Source organism: Kurthia sp. YJT4 (assembly GCF_030219945.1).
In the GTDB taxonomy this organism is placed as follows: Bacteria; Bacillota; Bacilli; order Bacillales_A; family Planococcaceae; genus Kurthia; species Kurthia gibsonii.
In genome coordinates this window covers 134,467-156,044 of the sequence record NZ_CP126689.1, presented here as the reverse complement: position 1 = coordinate 156,044, position 21,578 = coordinate 134,467, and the positions used below count along the sequence as shown (strand labels likewise).

General features: G+C 35.1%; 20 protein-coding genes and 2 riboswitches. Of the genes, 5 read left to right on the top strand and 15 right to left on the bottom strand.

Annotated features, from left to right (window positions below; translation table 11 throughout):
* Window positions 1-3 precede the first annotated feature (3 nt).
* The 3 genes from QN089_RS00805 to QN089_RS00795 form a co-directional block, all read right to left on the bottom strand.
* The gene (locus QN089_RS00805) at window positions 4-1,350 is read right to left on the bottom strand and encodes a nucleobase:cation symporter-2 family protein (RefSeq protein WP_068456453.1); all 1,347 of its coding nucleotides are present in this window, start codon (window positions 1,348-1,350) and stop codon (window positions 4-6) included.
* A 15-nt stretch (window positions 1,351-1,365) separates the two neighbouring features.
* Window positions 1,366-1,935, bottom strand: coding sequence for a xanthine phosphoribosyltransferase (locus QN089_RS00800; RefSeq protein WP_068456457.1), 570 nt, complete (start codon window positions 1,933-1,935; stop codon window positions 1,366-1,368).
* Window positions 1,936-2,077: 142 nt separating this feature from the next.
* Window positions 2,078-2,179, bottom strand: a riboswitch (purine riboswitch).
* A gap of 331 nt (window positions 2,180-2,510) precedes the next feature.
* Window positions 2,511-3,992, bottom strand: coding sequence for an amino acid permease (locus QN089_RS00795; protein WP_285215723.1), 1,482 nt, complete (start codon window positions 3,990-3,992; stop codon window positions 2,511-2,513).
* 135 nt (window positions 3,993-4,127) lie between these two features.
* A riboswitch (Lysine riboswitch) is annotated at window positions 4,128-4,308 on the bottom strand.
* A gap of 185 nt (window positions 4,309-4,493) precedes the next feature.
* Between QN089_RS00795 and QN089_RS00790 the strand changes: the two genes are divergently transcribed.
* The gene (locus QN089_RS00790) at window positions 4,494-5,705 is read left to right on the top strand and encodes a CynX/NimT family MFS transporter (protein ID WP_285215722.1); all 1,212 of its coding nucleotides are present in this window, start codon (window positions 4,494-4,496) and stop codon (window positions 5,703-5,705) included.
* 129 nt (window positions 5,706-5,834) lie between these two features.
* Here the strand turns inward: QN089_RS00790 and QN089_RS00785 are convergent, their stop codons facing one another.
* Complete coding sequence (locus QN089_RS00785) at window positions 5,835-6,941, bottom strand: hypothetical protein (RefSeq protein ID WP_141273833.1); 1,107 nt, start codon at window positions 6,939-6,941, stop codon at window positions 5,835-5,837.
* Between the two features lie 99 nt (window positions 6,942-7,040).
* On the bottom strand, window positions 7,041-8,213 hold the full coding sequence (locus QN089_RS00780) for an MDR family MFS transporter (protein WP_285215721.1): 1,173 nt from the start codon (window positions 8,211-8,213) through the stop codon (window positions 7,041-7,043).
* A gap of 172 nt (window positions 8,214-8,385) precedes the next feature.
* On the opposite strand from QN089_RS00780, the gene QN089_RS00775 reads away from it, so the two are divergent.
* The 3 genes from QN089_RS00775 to QN089_RS00765 all read left to right on the top strand — a co-directional run bounded on the left by QN089_RS00775 (window position 8,386) and on the right by QN089_RS00765 (window position 10,254).
* Window positions 8,386-8,733 carry an ATP-binding cassette domain-containing protein gene (locus QN089_RS00775; RefSeq protein WP_285215720.1) on the top strand — a complete coding sequence of 116 codons (348 nt, stop codon included), beginning with the start codon at window positions 8,386-8,388 and terminating at the stop codon, window positions 8,731-8,733.
* A 68-nt stretch (window positions 8,734-8,801) separates the two neighbouring features.
* The gene (locus QN089_RS00770; RefSeq protein WP_285215719.1) at window positions 8,802-9,305 is read left to right on the top strand and encodes an ATP-binding cassette domain-containing protein; all 504 of its coding nucleotides are present in this window, start codon (window positions 8,802-8,804) and stop codon (window positions 9,303-9,305) included.
* Between the two features lies 1 nt (window position 9,306).
* Window positions 9,307-10,254, top strand: coding sequence for an ABC transporter permease subunit (locus QN089_RS00765; RefSeq protein WP_285215718.1), 948 nt, complete (start codon window positions 9,307-9,309; stop codon window positions 10,252-10,254).
* 77 nt (window positions 10,255-10,331) lie between these two features.
* On the opposite strand, the gene QN089_RS00760 is transcribed toward QN089_RS00765, so the two are convergent.
* Together QN089_RS00760 and QN089_RS00755 are read right to left on the bottom strand one after the other, a co-directional pair.
* On the bottom strand, window positions 10,332-10,799 hold the full coding sequence (locus tag QN089_RS00760) for a DinB family protein (RefSeq protein WP_285215717.1): 468 nt from the start codon (window positions 10,797-10,799) through the stop codon (window positions 10,332-10,334).
* 20 nt (window positions 10,800-10,819) lie between these two features.
* The gene (locus tag QN089_RS00755) at window positions 10,820-11,878 is read right to left on the bottom strand and encodes a nitric oxide synthase oxygenase (RefSeq protein WP_068456508.1); all 1,059 of its coding nucleotides are present in this window, start codon (window positions 11,876-11,878) and stop codon (window positions 10,820-10,822) included.
* Window positions 11,879-12,277: 399 nt separating this feature from the next.
* On the opposite strand from QN089_RS00755, the gene QN089_RS00750 reads away from it, so the two are divergent.
* Window positions 12,278-13,774: a catalase gene (locus QN089_RS00750; RefSeq protein WP_285215716.1), complete on the top strand. Its 1,497-nt coding sequence runs from the start codon at window positions 12,278-12,280 to the stop codon at window positions 13,772-13,774.
* A gap of 433 nt (window positions 13,775-14,207) precedes the next feature.
* On the opposite strand, the gene QN089_RS00745 is transcribed toward QN089_RS00750, so the two are convergent.
* The 8 genes from QN089_RS00745 to QN089_RS00710 all read right to left on the bottom strand — a co-directional run bounded on the left by QN089_RS00745 (window position 14,208) and on the right by QN089_RS00710 (window position 21,509).
* A complete protein-coding gene (locus QN089_RS00745) occupies window positions 14,208-14,771 on the bottom strand; it encodes a 5' nucleotidase, NT5C type (protein ID WP_285215715.1) in 564 nt (187 codons plus the stop codon).
* A 13-nt stretch (window positions 14,772-14,784) separates the two neighbouring features.
* Window positions 14,785-15,867: an FAD-dependent monooxygenase gene (locus tag QN089_RS00740; protein WP_285215714.1), complete on the bottom strand. Its 1,083-nt coding sequence runs from the start codon at window positions 15,865-15,867 to the stop codon at window positions 14,785-14,787.
* 7 nt (window positions 15,868-15,874) lie between these two features.
* Window positions 15,875-16,969 (bottom strand): bifunctional diaminohydroxyphosphoribosylaminopyrimidine deaminase/5-amino-6-(5-phosphoribosylamino)uracil reductase RibD, encoded by a 1,095-nt coding sequence (gene ribD, locus QN089_RS00735; RefSeq protein ID WP_285215713.1) that lies wholly within the window; start codon window positions 16,967-16,969, stop codon window positions 15,875-15,877.
* Complete coding sequence (locus tag QN089_RS00730) at window positions 16,932-17,696, bottom strand: GTP cyclohydrolase II (protein ID WP_068456526.1); 765 nt, start codon at window positions 17,694-17,696, stop codon at window positions 16,932-16,934. The genes ribD and QN089_RS00730 overlap by 38 nt, the downstream gene beginning before the upstream one ends.
* A 333-nt stretch (window positions 17,697-18,029) precedes the next feature.
* Window positions 18,030-19,322, bottom strand: a complete 1,293-nt coding sequence (locus QN089_RS00725) for an ABC transporter permease (RefSeq protein ID WP_285215712.1) — start codon at window positions 19,320-19,322, stop codon at window positions 18,030-18,032.
* The gene (locus QN089_RS00720) at window positions 19,312-20,007 is read right to left on the bottom strand and encodes an ABC transporter ATP-binding protein (protein ID WP_285215711.1); all 696 of its coding nucleotides are present in this window, start codon (window positions 20,005-20,007) and stop codon (window positions 19,312-19,314) included. The genes QN089_RS00725 and QN089_RS00720 overlap by 11 nt, the downstream gene beginning before the upstream one ends.
* Before the next feature lie 136 nt (window positions 20,008-20,143).
* Window positions 20,144-20,971 (bottom strand): hypothetical protein, encoded by an 828-nt coding sequence (locus tag QN089_RS00715; protein WP_068456538.1) that lies wholly within the window; start codon window positions 20,969-20,971, stop codon window positions 20,144-20,146.
* Between the two features lie 88 nt (window positions 20,972-21,059).
* The gene (locus QN089_RS00710; protein WP_068457578.1) at window positions 21,060-21,509 is read right to left on the bottom strand and encodes a helix-turn-helix transcriptional regulator; all 450 of its coding nucleotides are present in this window, start codon (window positions 21,507-21,509) and stop codon (window positions 21,060-21,062) included.
* Window positions 21,510-21,578 lie beyond the last annotated feature (69 nt).

The window sequence follows — 21,578 nt, the reverse complement described above, 5'->3', positions numbered from 1 at the left end:
CGCTTAAGCATGTTTTTCTGTTGTAGAAACAACTTCTTCTTTCATTTGAACAGGAGCCGACTCTTCGATTGGTGCTTTTTCATCACGTCTCCAAGGAATCATATTGAAGATTATATTTAAAACAATCGCTGTTAATGAACCTGCTACAATCCCATTACTTGTTAAGATGCTTAGTGAACCTGGTAAGAAATTAAAGATGTCTGGTTGAACTGTTACACCTAAACCCATACCAACTGAACAAGCAATAATCATCGCATTACCTTCTGATTCTACTACTGCACGTCCTAACATTTTAATACCTTGAGAGATAACCATACCGAACATCGCAATCATTGCACCGCCAAGAACTGGTGTTGGAATGATTGTTGTTAATGCAGCTACTTTTGGTAAGAAACCAAGAGCGATTAACATAACAGCCATAATTCCGATTACAGCGCGGTTTTTAACGCCTGTTAATTGCATTAAACCAACATTTTGAGAGAATGCAGTATAAGGGAAGGCATTGAAAATACCACCGATAACAGATGCTAAACCTTCTGAACGATAACCACGTGCTAAATTTTTACTATTTACAGGTGTTTTTGTCATCTCACCTAATGCAAAGTAAGAACCTGTTGATTCAACTAACGATACAATCGCAACAATTGTCATTGTCACAATCGGTACAAGATTGAATTCTGGTGTCGCAAAGAAGAATGGTTTAACCATGTGTACCATATCTGCATTACGTACATTATCAAAGCTTACGAATCCCATGAATGATGCAACAACTGTACCAACTAATAAACCGATTAGAATCGCAATTGAGCGCATGAAACCTTTTGAGAAACGATAGAATAAAATAATAATCGCAAGTGTTAAAAATGCTAATAATACATTTTCTGATGATGCGTAGTCTGGACTATTTGCATCGCCACCAGCTGCGTTATTGAATGCTACTGGAATTAGTGTAATACCGATAATTGTTACAACTGAACCTGTAACGATTGGTGGGAATAACTTAACTAATAAACCGAAGATACCACCGATCAATACAACAATTGCACCCGAAGCGATAACTGCTCCGTAAATTGAACCTAAACCGTATTCTTTACCGATTGTAATGATTGGTGTCACAGCTGTGAATGTACAGCCTAATACAAGTGGTAAACCAATACCGAATACTTTACCGCGCATTACTTGAAGTAATGTTGCAATACCACACATTAAAATATCGATTGAAACTAAGTACGTTAATTGTTCAGGTGTCATACCAAGTGAACCACCAATAATTAATGGTACGAGGATTGCACCTGCATACATTGCTAATAGATGTTGAAACGCAAGAGTCGTTAGTTTAAGCTTGTTCATCTGAAAGGTTGCCTCCTAAGCAAATTGTACTTTCCCGTTTTCTAATGAAGAGATGATGGCTAATGAATCTACACGGTGACCTTGATCACGAAGTGCTTGTCCACCTGGTTGGAATCCTTTTTCGATTACAATTCCAATACCGCTTGTTGTTGCGCCTGCTTGTTCTACGATACTTAGTAAACCTTTTGCTGCTTCACCGTTTGCTAAGAAATCGTCGATAATTAATACCACATCATCTTTATTTAAAAAGTCTTTAGAAACTGAAATGTCGCTTGATACTTGCTTCGTGAATGAATACACTTCTGCTGAGTAGAAATTGTCTGTTAATGTGACAGATTTACGTTTGCGTGCAAACACAACAGGGATTCCTAAGATTAAGCCAGCCATAACTGCTGGTGCAATACCTGAAGATTCGATTGTTACGATTTTTGTTAAACCTGCATCTTTATATAAATCAGCAAATTCTTGACCAATTTGTTGCATTAACTCTGGGTCAATTTGGTGGTTTAAAAATGAATCTACTTTTAAAACTTCTGCTGATAATACTTTACCGTCTTTAATGATTTTGTCCTGAAGTGCTTTCACTATGAGGATCTCCCTTCAAATTCAAATTACCTTTTTTAATAGATGCAATCTCCTCATATAAAGAAAAGCTCAAAGTCATTGCCCCAATTCTTCTACGAGTGGAGCAATGACTTTGAGCTTTTTCATATATATACGAAATAGACAATAAATCATGCTTCCTCATAGTCAATTCGTTTACGGCAAATCGGTAGAGACTCGTGGGCCATATTCCCACTATTATATGAGTGAATGCGTGTGTATGTTTTTTAAAGAATGTACAAATTATATCACGGGAAATACTTTTTACAACTAGATTTCTTAAATTAAAAATATTCTGACACGAATCGAGCATATTTAAGCTGAAAATAAGGAAATAGAGCCTTATTATGAACATTTATATTAGTTATTTAATTTTTCGTTCGTGATTAGACGTAAAAATGGATAAAAAAGGAAATAAATAAATATAAATAACGTTTTGATGTTGTTTATATTTTTTGCGTAATTTTCTCTATCATTCATGATTTTCTTTTTAGGAAATAATTCAAAATCCATTATTTCTACATAAAAAAGCACTCGGAAATCCCGAGTGCTTTTTGCTATTCTTCTGTATAAAGATTTTTAGTCGGTTCCACATCTGCCTCTGTTAATTTAACCATTTTCGTTTTGTTTTTGATTTTATAACCGAACCATAGTAAGAAGAAAATTGGTAAACCAATATAAGAAACAAGTAGTTCATACCAACTAAACTGCCCATCTTCAAATGCAAAATAACTTTGTCCGAAGACAACTAATGCACATAGGATGAATGCGAATAATGGACCAAATGGGAAAAATCTCGATTTATATGGTAATACTTCATCTAAGTTCTTCCCTTGCGCAATCAGTGCTTTTCGGAAACGATAGTGACTGGCTGCAATACCTAACCATGCGATAAAACCACACATACCCGAAGCACTTAATAACCAAATATATACTTGTTCACCGAAAATAGATGTTAAGAATGATAAACTTGCGACAATGACCGTTGCGATTAAAGCTGCAAACGGTACACCGCGACGATTTAACTTTTTAAAGATTTTTGGTGCTTTACCTTCCATCGCTAAATCCCAAAGCATACGTGATGAAGCATATAAACCAGAGTTACCAGCAGATAAAATCGCTGTTAAAACAACTGCATTCATAATCGAAGCTGCAAAAGCAATACCTGCATTTTCGAATACAAGCGTAAACGGACTTGTCGTAACCGTCTCTCCATCATTGATTAGACGACTATCTGTATAAGGAATTAATAAGCCAATCGCTAAAATGGCTAAGATATAGAATAATAAAATACGCCAAAAGATTTGCTTCACTGCTTTTGGAATCGATTTACCAGGATCTTTTGTTTCACCAGCTGTAATACCGATTAACTCTGTTCCTTGGAATGAGAATCCTGCTGCTAAGAAAATACCGAGTGTCGCAAAGAATCCACCGTGGAATGGACCATCACCTGCAAAGAAGTTCGTAAAACCTACAGGTGCTTTACCTCCTAAAATACCAAAAATCATTAAAATACTAACGATTAGGAAGATGATAATTGTAGCTACTTTAATGAATGCGAACCAATATTCACTTTCACCAAAACTCTTCACCGATAAGTAGTTTAATAAGAAAATAATAGCTAAGAATGATACACTCCAAATCCATGAAGCTGTATCAGGGAACCAATATTTCATAACAATTGAAACAGCTGCAATTTCAGCTGCAATTGTAATTGCCCAGTTATACCAATAGTTCCATCCTAATGCAAATCCAAGTGCTGGATCGATAAACTTCGTTGCATACGTACTGAATGAACCTGAAACAGGCATATACGCTGCCATCTCTCCTAAACTTGTCATTAAGAAAAATACCATAATACCGATTAAACCATATGCTAATAGCGCTCCACCTGGTCCAGCCTGTGCGATTGAGTTACCACTTGCAAGTAGTAAACCTGTCCCAATCGTACCGCCGAGTGAAATCATCATAATATGACGACTTTTTAGTCCTCTTTTTAGAGTTGTAGGCGCTTCTTGACTTACTTTTGTACGACTCATTTCATTTCCTCTTTCCTTTTATTGCAGGGAATATGTTAGTTGAGGTGTTCGTAAGTGATTATTTCCTGGAAAATAAAAATACCATCTCAAGCAATCTTGGATGGTTGTAATCACACAATGACACTCATCAACCTTGAAAAAGATAGCTCAACACACCCTCACAGATGTGACAGTTCTGCACCTATTAAGCGACAGCCCCAGCAGTTGATTGTAAAAGCAATCCACCACTTCGGCAAAAAATCCTTTCATATAATGTCACCAATGCTTTTACATCTCGACTATATTACTTTTATTTTTTGCGACCTCTACCTCATCGAACGGATGAGGCATTGCAATATTTATATTATTTCTACTATTATCTTAATATATTCTACAGACGAATTCAAGACATAAAAACTCTCAACTATTATACAATTAAGACTTTCGTGAAACGAATTTGTTATTGAATAGGTAGGGGCATAATGTTACGATAAATCAAATATTACATATAGGAGGAAAGTTATGTCGCCTACAGAAAATGTTGCTTCAAAAAAACTTAAATGGACTTCGACAACGTGGCTTCTTGTACTTGGAATCGTCTTCATTGCATTAACTCTTCGTTCCCCCCTAACATCTGTTGGTCCCGTAATCGAGGATATTCGAAACTCATTACATATTTCAAATGTAGTAGCTGGCTTTATTACAACCATTCCTCTACTTGCATTTGCTATCGTGTCACCAATCGTACCGAAAATATCGCGTAGAATTACGGTTGAACGCTCTCTATTCTTATCTATGATTATCTTAGTCGTGGGTATGGCACTTCGTTCAAGTGGCGTGACATCGTTATTATTTATCGGTACTACCTTAATCGGAATCGGAATTGCATTTGGCAATGTACTATTACCTAGTCTAATCAAACTTAAATTTCCATTCCAAGTAGGTTTACTTACAGCAATCTATACAGTCTCAATGAACTCATCAGCCAGTATTGCAGCTGGTGTAAGTTATCCATTATCAACATTGTCATTCGGTTGGCAAGGTTCTTTAGGTGTGTGGATTATTTTAGCGATTGCCGCTGTTTTCATCTGGCTTCCGCAAACACGAAATATCTCTAAAGAAGAAATTGCACCGACTACTGCTCAAAAAGAAAAGAAACAAATGTGGCGCTATCCGCTCGCATGGGTCATTATGATTTCGATGGGTTTCCAATCGATGATTTTCTATACAACTGCAGCATGGGTCCCAGAGATGTTTAAAGAACAAGGTATGACAGCTGCTCAAGCTGGATTAATGTTCTCCATTATGCAAGTATCTCAAATTCCAATGACATTCATTACACCGATTTTAGCGGGCCGTCTAAAAGACCAGCGTCCTGTTGTTGCGATGTTTGCAGTCTTTTACATCGTTGGATTTGCTGGATTAATTATGGGCTGGACAGATTATTCTGTTATCTGGATGATTCTATTAGGTGCTGCAGGCGGTGCTTCATTTAGTATGTGTATGATGTTCTTCTCACTTCGTTCACGCGACTCATTCGAAGCAGCAGACTTATCTGGTTTCGCCCAATCACTTGGTTATCTAATCGCCGCTATTGGGCCTGTACTCTATGGTTTCATTCACGATATTTACCACAGTTACGATGCAGCAAATATTATGTATATTTTCGTTGTTGCAATCTCTTTAACTGCAAGCTTCATTGCAGCGAAAGATCGTTACGTGACAAATGACTAACTAAAAAAAGCTAGGATTTATGTATGAAATATACATGGAACTGACCTAAATTAATTATTTATCTAAAAACGAAAAAAACTAGAAATGATGATATTAAACACCATTTTTAGTTTTTTCATTTTAAATTATTTATAAGCCACTATCAATTATTAATTTATACTGCTCAGAATCAACTTCATGCTGTAAAATGAAAAATTCATTATTTGAATATGTTATATCTTCTTTTTCTGGATTTACATTGTATTTAGATTCTAGAATTTGTTTCTTAAATTGATTATTGTCTAGTGTGAAAATATAGAATTTATTATTTTCCAATGTTATAAATGAATTTTCATCATAATATTTTAGATAACCTATATTTACTTTATTTTTATTTGGAAAAGCATTGATATTTTTTTTATTTTTTAAATCATAAATCATTAATTTATTTAAATCTAAATCTTCGTCATCTAGATATTCTACATAGGCAATAAAATTCTGATTAACTAGAGTTGGCCATCCGGCTGCTGTTGTTGGAATAGGATATGATTTCAGTTTATTTTTCTTAATATCATATGTTTTAAGGACAGCTGTTTTTGATTCTTTTTCAACATATACCATGTTGTCATTTTTAATGAAATAGTCTGAATTTAACCACTCATAATTTTTGATATTTTGAACTTTTATTTCTTTTTGTTGTTCTAAATCATATAAAATCATTGAAGTTTTTTCAGTATCTTTAATATGTTCTGTCCACGTAACATATTTTCCTGAGATTTCAGGGAATTCTTTACTGATTTTATCATCTGTAGAGCCAAATGAAATTGTTTGTTGTGTTAATTCGTTAAAGGCATATAATGTATTGTTTTCTCCAAAGTCATCACCATCTACCCAAATAATCCATTCTTTATCAGCTTTTAGACCTTGTGTAGCTGCAACTGGATATTTCGAGTGAAAGATTGTTTTGTACTTTCCGTTTTCTCGGTTTATTTGAATAACTTGATTAGAAATAGAATCTGAATTTGGATCATCTACAGTAGCGTAAATAAATTCTTCTGTTGTAACATAGCTTGTTGGTTCTGTATAAGGTAATTTGATTGTTTTGTTTTTTTCTTCATCTTGTATAGTTAAATAATTTGTAGGGTTTTTTGTTATATGTTTTGTTTTATTTTTTTCTTCTTTTGAAAGTATTGTTAAAAAGATAACAATAATAATTAGTAATACAATAATACTTAGAAATAATATTTTTTTCTTCAATTAGTCCACTCCAATTACCAAATCATTACGGCATTATTGCCTTCAACATCGGCATTATACACAGCCTTTGTAACACCATTGCTCCTAGCCTTTTTATATTTAAGCTTCTTTTTTAACAAACGTCCAGTAATAGAATGGAATACTACATAGCGTAATCGCCGCAATAATATGAAATACACCCATTTGAAATTGAATTAATAGCCATCCACCGAGAATTGGTCCTACAAAGCCACCAATATTTTTAAGCTGTGACGCACCGAGATACGTCGCTTTCCGGTCCTCTGATGCAATCTCCTCAATGACGGCATTCATCATCGGGAATGCGAAAATCTCACCTATTGTAAAGAGAATCATCGCAATAATAAACATCGTCCAGCTTTCTGAAATATTAAATAGTACAAAACCTATCGCAAAAAATACAATCCCTAAAATTAATGTTCGAATCGTTGAAATTCGCTCGCTAATCATACTCAGTGGTAACTGGAGAATAAGTACAGCAATCGCATTTATTGCAATTAATACCGAATACAATTTTACACCATCATCTAATGTCGCATTGACAAACTGTGGGAGTGTCGAATCAAACTGTGAGTAACCCACCGAAACTAAAATACCTCCTGCAAGTAATAATAGTAATTTTCGATCGGCGAAAACCACTTGAAATACAGCCGTAATACTTTTCATTGTTTTGATTGTCGCTTGTGTCGCATATTTCTTCAAAATAAATACTAGTGCAAAACCATACAACGCGTACATAATCGCTGTAATAATGAATGGAATTTGTGGATTGGATAGCGCTGCTAACCAAACACCTACTAATGGTCCGATTACTGCTGCGATATTAATCGCTGTATAACGAACAGAAAATAAGCGACGGCGTTTTTCGGGTGTCGTATAATCCACCATCAATGCCTGTGTTGCAGGTTCAAAAAATGAACGACAAAGTCCATTCAATGCACTCAAAAATCCAAAAATCACGATAGATGTTGAAAGTGCAAAGCCTAAAAAAATAAGTGTCCAGCAAAAAACAGATAATAAAATAATAAGTTTTCGACCAAATCGATCGGTTAAATAACCTCCCAAAAAACCTCCAACCGTTGCAAGTAATGGCGCAAGACCGATGATTATACCAATTGTCACAGGTTCTGCATGTAACTCACTATGTAAGTAAAGCGCAAGAAATGGAATTGTCATAAAACTTGCGATACGGGTGAAGATTGTTCCTAATAAGATATTCCAAACGACGGGGTGAAAATATTGTATGACTTTCAAAATATCCCCTCCTCTATTATTTCAATAGTATATAAAGGAATAAAATGAAAATCTATCATTATTTCGACTGACAAAATATTTTTACGTGAAAACAATGTAATTTTATAACATTATTTAATAATTTTACATGGTAATATATAGAAGGTATAATTTTAAAATTGGAGTGAAAATAGTGAAACAGCCGAGTATTTTAGATGTAAAAAATTTATGTAAAGATATAAAAGGCAGAAAAATCATAAATAATTTATCTTTTTCAGTAGAAAAAGGTCAAATTTTTGGTTTTCTTGGTCCAAATGGTTCTGGTAAGACTACTACTATACGTATGATGACAGGTATGATTAAACCTACATCTGGCAGTGTCAAAATCATGGGATATGATATTCAAACAGACTTTCATCATGCCATGAAAAATATGGGAGCTATTGTTGAACACCCTGCACTTTTTGATTATTTATCCGGATGGAAAAACTTAATTCAAAGCAGACGATTAACAGGTAAAAAATTGATGAAAATTATCTGAATTGGTGTGTAGAGACTGTTGAACTTTCTGACCGTATTCATGATAAAGTGAAAAGTTATTCACTTGGTATGAAACAACGTTTAGCAATCGCTCAGTCGCTTATTTCTTCACCTCAAATACTCATACTAGATGAACCAACAAATGGCATGGACCCTTCTGGAATTAAAGATATGCGAACTTTAATTAAAAAACTTGCAATAGAACATGATATGACAATTTTTATTTCTTCACATCTTCTTAGCGAAATTGAGAATTTATGTGATCATGTCTTAATTATTAATAAAGGAATGCAAGTCGTAAGTGGCAGTGTTCGTTCTCTACTCGAACAAAATCAACCTGAGTTCAATCTATATCTAGATTCTGAAAAAATAAGTTATGCAGAGAAACTATTAAAAGAAAAAAACATTCATACGATTCAGCACGAAGATCATATCACTCTACATACAACAAAAAATGAGATCCCACACCTTGTTCATTACTTATATGAATATCAAATTTTTGTATATGAAATGACTAAATCAGAAAACTCTCTAGAAGATTACTTCATTTCTGTAACAAAGGAGGTCATCTAAAATGTTGCTTGGTGCAATTAAAAATGAGCTTGAAAAACTCTATTGGAAAAAGAGAATTTATGTATTAATAGGTGTAATTGTATTTTTTACAGTCATGATGATGGCAATTAGTTACTTTGACAAAGAAGATCTAACAAAAGTAGATTGGAAAAAAGAATATGAGCAACAGATTATTCAAATAGATCGTCAAATGGAACTTGTAAAACCTCAGTCTAGTGAATACCAACAACTAAAAGAACAGCGTGACAAAATGCAATATCAACTTAAACATGATATTAATCCGGAACCAAAAGGAGCTGCAAGTCTTGCAACTTCAAGCATATCCGGTATGTTTATTAAAATAATTCTTCCTATTTTAATTGTAATAATTGCAGCAGATATGATTACGGGAGAATCTTCAAATGGGACGATGAAATCGATGTTAGTTAGCCCTGCTGGACGAACGATTATTCTATCTTCAAAAATTCTTGCTGCACTCATCATATCAATTAGTGTGATGATTTTATCGGATTTGCTCACCTATTTATCCGCCATTCCTTTTTATGGTTTAGGAAGTTGGCATGACATGGTTGTGATTGGCACAGAAGATTTCCGAGCGATTCCTATGTGGGAATATATGATATATGGTCTTATATTAAATATTTTAACAATCGCAACATTAGTGAGTGTGTTTATTTTAATATCTGTGCTATTAGAATCTATTTCAAATTCAATTATTTTATCCATTTCTTTAATTGTAATCGGTGGTCTTTTAGCTAACTTACAAGGCAAAGTGGATGCATTGAAGTACTTTTTTATTCTTAATTTAGACTCAGCTGCTCATTTAACAAATGAGTTTGCACTTCAAAATACTTCGTTTTCTCTTTCAATTATCGTCATGATTGTGACTACGGTAATTGCGCTTAGTATTGCATTTACCGTTTTCAATAGAAAAGATATGCTAGTTTAAAAGGCTAACTAAAATAAATAATTTCAAATACAAAAGAGCTTCCACACCTATAATATGTGGAAGCTCTTCATTCTATCTCAATGCTTTTCTAAATATCCATCAATTTGTCGAAAATGTTTTTCATCATGCTCAATTAATTGTTGAAAGTATTGCGCCATCGTTTGTTCTTTTTGACCGATTTTCACAACTCTGCACCAGCTTTTATCAGAAATCTGCATAATCTGTGTAATTAACATTTTTCTTACTTGAATAAAATAACGTAATATTTCATATGTTGGAATTTGACAAATATCCTTCATATACTTTTCAATGTGTACATCAATATTATAAATAGGAGAGACTGGAATACCTTGAATTAAATGAGGTAATCGTTTTTTCAAAATAAACTGGTCCCAAGCAGTTAGATGACCTATTGTTTCAAATATACTCCACTTATCTACTTCCATCGGTATGCGTAGTAGATTATCTGATAAATCAATATAACGAATTACTCTTTGAATACTCCCACGCATCAAAGTAATAATTCGTTCTTTACTGTAAATCATGTTTCTGTTCCTTTCGAAAACTATTTTTCTAGGTGAAATGGCTTCTGTTGATAGATATAGTTTGGTGATTTTTTTGTATTATTATAAGGACGATGAAAGATGTGTGTAGTTGCAGGTGACAAAGGTGGAATTAGCCATGTCCAGTTCCCTGTCACATCACGCCCTTCTTTTTCTTCTTGTTGTTCAAATAATTGAAACTGCTGTGCTGCTGTGTGGTGATCAACAATGCTCACACCCGCTTGTTTATAAGATTCTAGCACTGCATAATTCAACTCAACTAGCGCGCGATCTTTCCATAGCGTATGCGCTCTTTTGGCTTCAATACCAATCGCTTCTGCTACTTGTGGTAAAAAGTTATAACGATCTTCATCTGCTAAATTACGCGCGCCAATCTCTGTTCCCATATACCAACCATTAAATGGCGCCGCTTCATATGTAATACCACCAACTTCATACCCCATATTTGAAATAATCGGAACTGCATACCAGCGCATACCAATTTGTTCTACTTTAGGATACTGACTATGTGTGATTGGAACTTCTAAAATAGCATCTTTCGGAATCGAGAACATTTTAGGAGGTCTATCGTCCACTTGAATAACAAGTGGTAGAATATCATATGGCTGATCTCCCATAGGAAAGCCCAGTTCATGAAATTTTTTAGTTACATCAAGTGATACCGTATCACCAATCACCTGTCCGTCTTTTTCATAACCTGCATATCGAATTAATTGATCGTTCCAAATACGCACACGTCCAGGTGCAAAAATAGAAATCGTTGGACGAATTTTCCCACCATTTGTTGCATAGCGAATATGCTCGACTAGTGCTTCAAAAATCTCTTCTTCATCTTCTAAACGTCTATGATCGAACACATGTAGACTATTCCAAAATAAGCGACCAATACACTTATTGCTGTTGCGCCACGCAACTTTTGCGCCATAAACTAGTTCTTCTTCTGTATGAGTATATGTACCTGTGCTTATAATTTCTTCTTCTATCTCTTTTAAGCGTTGCTCAATTGGTTTCTTCATTTCTTTTCCGAATTGTTTTATAAAAGCACGTGCTTTTTCCAACATATAGAACACCTCATTTCATACTTTACCTATCATAAAATAATCTACTGTGAGATAAAAGACTAATTTAACTAATTCGAAAGATGTACTTTAAATACTTGTAAACATTTGTTCATATTTTCAATTACATCTTTTTTCTCATTTAATTGAGAATGATAAATAAATCATTTACAAAACTACTTATATTATAATTCGCAAAAACACATTTTTCTTTTAAATAAATGTTTATTTATGTTGTAAATAGGGAATACTACTCGAAGTGATGTTTTATTTATAGGAATTCCTTAAATAGAATGATTATTATTTACTTTTAATTATAATGTATGTTACAGTATATTTATAGCTTGTTATTGTCTACAGTTCGCTGTAGAAATCTTATAAATTTTCAGGAGGTATTATTTTATGACAGAAAACAAAAATACAGACCATCAACGCTTAACAACTGCGACAGGTACGCCTGTTGTAAGTCACTCAAACAGTATGACTGCTGGTAAACGCGGTCCCATTCTTTTACAAGATGTATTTTTAATTGAAAAATTAGCAAACTTCAATCGTGAAGTAATTCCTGAGCGCCGAATGCACGCAAAAGGTTCTGGTGCATTCGGTACATTTACTGTTACAAATGATATTACAAAATATACAAAAGCAAAAATCTTCTCTGAAGTAGGTAAACAAACAGAGATGTTCGCGCGTTTCTCTACAGTAGCTGGTGAACGTGGGGCTGCTGATGCTGAACGTGATATCCGCGGTTTCGCATTAAAGTTCTACACTGAAGAAGGTAACTGGGATATGGTTGGTAACAACACGCCTGTATTCTTCTTCCGTGACCCATTACACTTCCCAGACTTAAACCACGTTGTAAAACGTGATCCTAAAACGAATATGCATAATGCAAATTCTAACTGGGATTTCTGGACAATGTTACCTGAAGCTTTACACCAAGTAACAATTGTTATGTCTGACCGTGGTATTCCAAAAGGTTACCGTAACATGCATGGTTTCGGTTCGCACACATATTCAATGATTAATGCAGATAATGAACGTGTGTATGTAAAATTCCATTTCCGCACACAACAAGGAATTGAAAACTACACAAATGCAGAAGCTGCTGAAGTAGTAGGACAAGACCGTGAATCATCTCAACGTGACTTATTTAACGCGATTGAAAAAGGTGATTTCCCGAAATGGAAAATGTACATCCAAGTGATGACTGAAGAACAAGCACGTAATCATCCTGACAATCCATTCGACTTAACAAAAGTTTGGTATAAAGCAGACTATCCATTAATTGAGGTTGGAGAATTCGAATTAAATCGTAACCCTGAAAACTACTTTGCGGATGTAGAACAAGCAGCATTTGCACCATCAAATGTTGTACCAGGTATCTCATTCTCACCTGACCGTATGTTACAAGCTCGTTTATTCGGGTATCAAGATGCAGCACGTTATCGTTTAGGTGTAAACCATCACCAAATCCCTGTTAATACACCAAAATGCCCATTCATGGTGTATCACCGTGATGGTCAAGGTCGTGCAGATGGTAACGGTGGTTCTGCAATCACATACTTCCCTAACAGCTATGGTGCGTTACATCCACAACCAGAATATAAAGACCCTGCACTTGAATTAGATGGACCAGCAGATATTTATGACTTCCGTGAAGATGATGATAACTACTTCGAGCAACCAGGTAAGTTATTCCGTCTGATGAATGACGATCAAAAACAACAATTATTCAATAATACTGCTGAAGATATGGCTCCTGTTGAAGATTTCATCAAAGAACGCCATATTATCCACTGCTACAAAGCAGACCCTGCTTATGGTGAAGGTGTAGCCAAAGCATTGGGTATGGATATTTCAAAAATCGACTTGAATAAAGAGATTAAATACTTCTAATAAAGTTAAAAAGAGAGCTTGGATTAATGTTCAAGCTCTCTTTTTCTATTGGATTATTTATTTTAAATGATAAAATAATGGAAACAAATTTTTACGGGGTGACATGAATTGAGCGAAACACCATATAATCATTTAGAAAACGCCACATTTGAGACACTCATGCAATTGCTTGAAATCGGTCATGAAATTGAATTTACTTATAAGAATAAAGAATAGTTCATTTCAAATTTCCAAGAGGGCCGATCATTAATCGTAGATTCAGAAGCAATATGCGATTATACACATGATAACCATCAATTTGTGCAAATAGCCAAAATTAATGGTATAACCATTGAGGAGTTATTTAGAAAACATAGCGATGAAATCGAGTTCCGTACAATTTATTAATAAATAAAAAGTGCTTTAGCATTTTCCTATGCTAAAGCACTTTTTGCTATTTCACCAAATCTTTAAATTCATTCCACTGATATAAACGTGGATAACGCGTCGCATCTTGATTATATGATTGATCTTTAATTAATAACATTGTATCAATGCCAACTAATGTATCGAGTACAGCTGGTTTATCATCAATATAGTAGTCGAGATGTAGATTACGAATTGTATCAATCTTTTCGTGGTCTTCCATACCACAGAAGAACCTGGTATCTACTACCGGAAATCCTTGCGCCTTCATCCATTCACGTGTTTTTTCACAATAGTGTTTTGGACGTGCTGTCACATAAAATACTTCATGCCCGGCAGCTACTAAACCATTCACTACTTCTTTTGCCATATCAAAAGAGGGACAGTTTGTGAAATAGATGTCTTCCATTGTAGCTTGCCACATCTTCTTACCTTCTTCATTCGTTAAATCAAATAAAGAATGAATCGCTACGGTTTTCAATTGCTCAAACGCTTCAATCGAAGCTTTTCGCCCTAACTTTTCTTCATATAAATAAAAGGCATGTCGACGTAAATCAATTAATGTATCGTCAATATCAAAACCAAATCGCATCGAACTTCCCCCTTTATACATGTACTAAAAACTGCGCTGCAAATTGTTGTTCTTTCTCTCTTTGTAGCGCCTGTAATTTGGTTACTTCATCCTTGCGTTGACGCTCACATGTAAGTAACTCAAGTCGTTGAATTGTTTGTTCATCAATCAACTCAGCTAATGTCACAGCGTCCTTTAATGCTTCATTTAGACCATATGCGCCTGTTGGTGTCATCGTATGTGCAGCATCCCCCATTAGAGCGAGCCCTTCTGCTCCCCAACACTCTGTTTGACTACTAAATACGTCAAGCACGACAAAATCCTGCCAAGACTGTATATGGGACTGTACTGCTTCACGCAAATCTGGAAAAGCCTCTACTAACTTCGTAATAAATGGTTCAAACGGTTGTTTTCTTAGTTCCCCGTAACTACCTTCTTCGATATGCCATCCGATTTGTACATAACCATTCGTTTGTGCAAATAACGCAATTTGCATACCGTCAACAAGAGCCATTTTTATAACGGGTTCATAATTTATTGGTGCTGGAATACGCGCCCACAATAAATCAAAACCATGTTTACGAATTGTCGGATGAATCTGTGCTTTTTTTCGTACAGTTGAATAGCGTCCATCCGCTCCAATTACTAAATGACTCATGACCGTCAGTTCCATATCACCTTGTTTTGCTTTCACACCAATATAACGTCCTTCTTCATTTTGCAGTAATTCTGTTACGCGTGTATTGAGCTGATATTCAAATGTTGGATACGCCTCTGCTTGCTCTAAAATCGCTTCAAGTAGATGTGCTTGTGGCACATGAATACCTAAATGCCCTACAGATGCATCAGGTAAAATCGTTTTAATTTTCTCACCTTTTTGCCAATACTCTACCGCTTCCATCTTTAATAAACCACGTTTTTCAACAGCTTCATAAAGTCCATATGACTTTAAAATTGCTTCACCATCTTCATTAATATGTTCACCACGAAAGGCACGCGCTAATTCATTTGTACGCTCTAATAAGAGTACATGAATCCCTTTTTTCGCAAGTAAGTAGGCGAGTAACATCCCACCAGGGCCACCGCCTACAATACTTATATCTACTTCTTTATACATTCGTTGCTCAATCCTTCTTTGGATACGCAATAATACGTAAATCTTCTCCAATTTGCTCCACTTGGTCAAATGATAATGGCATCGCTTCATCAATTGTCTTAACATCATCACCTGTAAATGGTGTAATCGAATGACGACCACCCAATACTTTCGGTGCAATATAGACAATCATTTGGTCAATCAAGCCTTCACGTAAGAATGACGCATTAATTGTGCCTCCACCTTCAACAAGTAAATCTGTAATTCCTTTTTCATAAAGTGCCGGTAAAACTTCTTGTAAGTTTAGTTTGTCATTCTTTATAGATACATAGATGAACTCTACACCTGGATATTCTTTCGTACGCGCTTCATGTTCTTTAGATGTCACAATAATTGTACGTGCAACAGTAGTATCAACAATTTGTGCATCTGTTGGTGTACGTAATTGACCATCTAATACAACACGTACAGGATTTCGTCCTTCACGTCCGTCTGCTAGACGCGTTGTTAATGCTGGATTATCATTTAAAACTGTCTGACTACCAACAAGAATTCCATCTACTTCATGACGCAATTCGTGCACATTAGCACGTGCTGCTTCACCCGTAATCCACTGTGAATGTCCATTATAAGTCGCGATTTTACCATCTAATGTCATCGCAAATTTTGAGCGCACAAAAGGAAGTCCTGTCAGCATATTATGAATAAAGCGTTCATTTAAACGACGTGATTCTTCTTCTAGTAAACCGACTTCTACTTCGATTCCGGCATCACGAAGTAAGCGAATACCGCGACCAGCTACTTCTGGATTCGGATCTTGCATCGCTACAACAACACGTTTCACGCCTGATTCTTTTACTAAATTTGCACAAGGTGGTGTTTTACCGTAATGCGAACAAGGTTCAAGTGTTACATACAATGTTGCGCCTTTCGCATGATCTCCTGCCATACGAAAAGCATGCACCTCTGCATGTGGTTCTCCTGCTTTTCGATGTAACCCTGTACCAACGATGACACCACCTTTTACAACAACAGCCCCAACAAGTGGGTTCGGGTTTGTGTTACCTTTTGCGCTCGCTGCCAGCTCAATCGCGAGATTCATGTAATACTGATCGTTCTGCATTATCGACACCACCCTCACCTAAGATATGACCTGCTTTTTTCACTTTTGTTTCTAAATAGTAACGGTTGCTATCTGTTACTCCACCCCATAAAGGAATATGCCCTTTCGCAGATAAACCATGTGATTTTAACGCTTCTAATTTTTTCGGATTATTCGTAATCAGTGTTACAGGTTTTTGGCGTAACACTTCAAGTACTTTAATCGCATCCTCATAAGAACGTATATCATCTTCAAAACCTAGTTCATGATTCGCCTCTACCGTATCAAGACCATCATCTTGTAATAAATAAGCAAGGGATTTAGAGAATAGACCGATTCCACGCCCTTCATGGTCAGCTAAATAGAAAATCGCACCACAACCATGTTCGACAATCATTTTCATCGATTCATGTAATTGATAGCCACAGTCACAACGTTGACTACCAAAGATGTCCCCAGTATGACAAATACTATGCATACGAATAATCGCATCTTCAGAGTTCGCAAAATCACCGTACACCAGTACCGATGACTGTTGTCCGAAAGCTAGATTCATAGATGGTAGTAGTTCAATCATTTCTTCTTTTGATACAGATGCTGGAACATCTTTCCAACAATACCACTGAAATGTCGCTTCAAAATCACCCTGTTTGATTGGTAAGCGAATAGGGCCTACAACGCTTAATTTTTCATTTTCATTACGTTCTGTGAATTGGATTTTATTTAAAATTTTATTGTTGATTGTCATATGAATTACCTCATTACAATTTTATTTTTTAATCAGTGTCTGTGATTTAATTTAAATAAGTCGTCATCATTTGTCTAGTAATTTGACCTGAACATATGGATTACCTCATAACAAATATTCTACCCTTTTAGCAATAAAAAAGTTTGAATTTAGAACCATAGTTTTCATATGAAGAAAGTAAACAATTGAGACAGAAGTATTTTCAACAGAGAACATCTCGAGGATAGGACTAAATACTTTATTTTCCTTTTTAAAGTTCACAACAAAAAACCAGAACCACGCTACAGTGCGATTCTGGTTTTTCTTATACTTATGTGTCAAGTCTCTTCATTTTTAATCTTGACGTAAAGCTTGGATAACATCAATTTTTGTTGCTTTTCTTGCAGGTCTCCAACCAGATAGAATGGCTACACCAATACTAATTGCAGCCGCAATCACGACTAACTGCCATGGAATCGCTGAAAATTGAATCTCTGTTGTTAAGAATTCTTTTTCATTTGTTGCCATATACAAGATTTTCGGAATCGCATAGTTCGCCGCAAAACTAACAATATATGAAATAATAACCGCAATGACTGTTCCAATCACACCAATGTAAGCACTCTCCATCACGAACAGACGCTGAATTAGCTTTGGACTAGCACCAATTGCCTTCATAACACCAATCTCACGTGTTCGTTCTGTCACAGCCATCGTCATCGTATTAAAAATCCCAATAGATGCAATCAAAATTGCAATCGTTCCAACAAAGATTAATCCTGCTTTTAGCGCTAAGAATAATAAGTTCATTTCTTCTAATTGTTGTGAAACTGTATAAGTTGCGTAACCTTCGTCTTGCAAGGCTTTATTAATCGCCGTCACCGCTTCAAGATCCGTCGCATAAACAGCCGTTGTACGATAAATCATCTCTTCCGCTTTAAGCTTTTTACCATAAAGTGTTTTTAAATCTTGTACAAGTGCTTCTTCGTTTTCTTTACTAATTCGAATTGTTCCATCTTGTTCCCACTCTTTTTTAGGCTTCGGTCCCACACCTTCAATTGTAAATGTGCGTGTTACTTTTTTCTTCATTTCTTCATTTTTCCAATTAAGTGTGATTTTCTTTCCAATCATACTTTCTTGAATCCCTATATTAATTTTTGATGCATCTTTCTCTTTCTCTAACTTTTTCTCATCTTCTTTTGACAGCAAGATTTGTGCAACATTATAACCAACGACTACACCATTTGCTTTTTCTGGATATGTACCTTTTGATAATTTTAAATTGGCTTTTTCATTTTCTTTAAAATCCGTTAAGATGACTTCCGGACTTCCTTTATACGCATCAATATTTGCTTCTAAATTACCCGTTTGAATGAGCGTGTTCATCGTCACCGCATTCACATTTTTCATCTTTTTAATTTCAGTTGGTTCAATTTCCTTATTGCCATCATTATATACTTCGATGCGTGTTAGTGTATCATCTGATAATACTTCTTTTTTCAATGAATTTTGTAAACCAAATGCGACGGAAGCAAGTACGATTAAGAACGCACAGCCCATTGTAGTCGCTAAAATTGTCGTGAAAATACGCATACGATTCTTTTTTACATGTTGTCTCACAAAATCTAATTGATCTTTAAACTGCACTGTAAATCGCCTCCTGTAATTGCCCGTCATGCATACGGTATTTTTTATGTGCACTATTCGCTACTTCTTCATCATGTGTAATGATGACAAAAGTTAAATCGAGTGATTGATTCAATGATTGAATAAGCTCTAGAATCTCTTTTTCTGTTTCTGAATCTAAACTCCCTGTTGGTTCATCTGCCAAAATAATCGATGGATTCGTTACGAGTGCACGCGCAATACATATACGTTGTTGCTGTCCACCAGATAATTCATTGGGGTAGTGATCAAGTACTTCATTCAAACCCACGCGCTCCATTATTTTTCGTACAGTTTGAAAACGAGCGTTCTTTCCCATTCCTTGAATTTTAAGAGGTAATTCAATATTTTCAAAAGCCGTTAACCCTGGCATCAATTGAAAATTTTGAAAGATGAAACCTACATTTTTCAGGCGAAATTTTGCATGCTCTGCTTCTGATAAATGCGTTGTATCTTTATGATTTAAAACTATCTTGCCTTCATCTGGTTTTAAAAACCCAGCAATCGTATTTAATAAAGTCGACTTCCCTGAACCGCTCTTTCCGACAATTGCGACGATTTCACCCGATTCGACTTGAAGATTTACATCTTTTAAAACAGGTACTTGTCGCTCTTGACCTTTTTTACCAATCGAAAATGTATGGCATATATTCGTTAATGTAATCATGTTCATAGCTCCTTCTTTTCTTTGTTATCTTCAGTATAGGAAATAAATCTTAATAATTAAGGAGGATAAAAATGAAGATTTTCTTAAGAAAAGAAAAAAAGCCTATCTGATAAAAATCACATAGACTTTTAGCTTATTATTTTTTTATGACCTCCATATTCATCTCATGTGAGAACTGAATTGGTTTTTTCTGATTGACCATCGTCATTTCAAAAGTTAAATCGAGCTTTTTTGTATCTTTCGGGGCTGCTTCAAATGACATCACGCCTCTCGTTCCTTTATTTGGTTCTAGTGAACGGGCAAGACGAATAGATTGATCGAGTACTTCATACTTGGATGGTATTTCTTTCCCATCTGCATAGAGTTTAATAGATGAATCATTCAAATAAATACGAGTATTATTTTTATTGTATAAAAATAAATAAATGCGTGTACTTTTTGGATACATGCGCACCTTATCTACTTCAACATGTACATTTCCAAAATTACCTTGTTCGTTTATTTCAACATTGACCATATTCGGACTCTTTTCACTTTCTTCGATAATGACTTCTTTCGTCCGAATCTCTACCAAATCCCCTTGTACACCTAAGTCCAAATTTCCTTTATAGATACCTGTAATTTCTCCTTCAAAACGAATGTAGGACTGTTGCGCTAATGCTTCTTTTTTATCTGTCTCAACAATAACTACACTTGTTGTATATTCACCCTTTTTTAATAAAATGACTGAGTAAACACCTTTTCCATTAATATATTTTGAATCATCTACTAAACCCTCAGCTTCAATTGAATGACCGACATAGTTTTTTGGATTTTTTATCATGTGTTCATAGTCGATTTCTTTTGTTTCCTTTTGAACTGGTTGTTGCTGTTTATTTTTATGTTCTAAAAAGGAGACCAAAAAATAAATTGATACACCCACTATTAATATCACACTAATCGTTATGATGATCCTTTTCTTCATTTTATTTGTCCCCCTTTCAATTCTTTACCCATTAAATAAATAAAAACCTCTCTTTTTCAACGGATGTTTGAAAAAGAAAGGCTTAAATTTAAAAAATATGCTTTTGGAATTCTTCTAATGCAATATCTTTAGAGAATGTATAAAAAATAATACGACCCTCTGGATTTAAAATACGAAAACATGTGTGCACAAGGTTTTGTTGGATGCGCCAATTCGTCTTATTCTCAATTGTACGCCACCATAACTTATCATTCACTTCATTTTTATCTACGTGAATCAATCCTTCATTCGCAATTAATGAAATAAACATAAGTGGGTTGCCACCTAGCGCTGTTTGTAAAATCATGCTGTTTCGAAAAAGTGTACATACAGCGACAGCTACTGTCCAACCACATTCAATGCGTTGTTTTTCAATTTGAACCAGTGTTTTTTTAGAGATTCCTAAAATATCTGCCATCTGCTCTTGGGTGTAATTGTATTCTGTTCGAATTAATTTCATCTTTTGGGAAACAATCGTAATCATTTCTTCACGTTTCATACTCTCACCTTTTCTATAGTGTGTAACTTTACACTGAAACATCATTTTATCGAACTCTTTTTTGAAAGT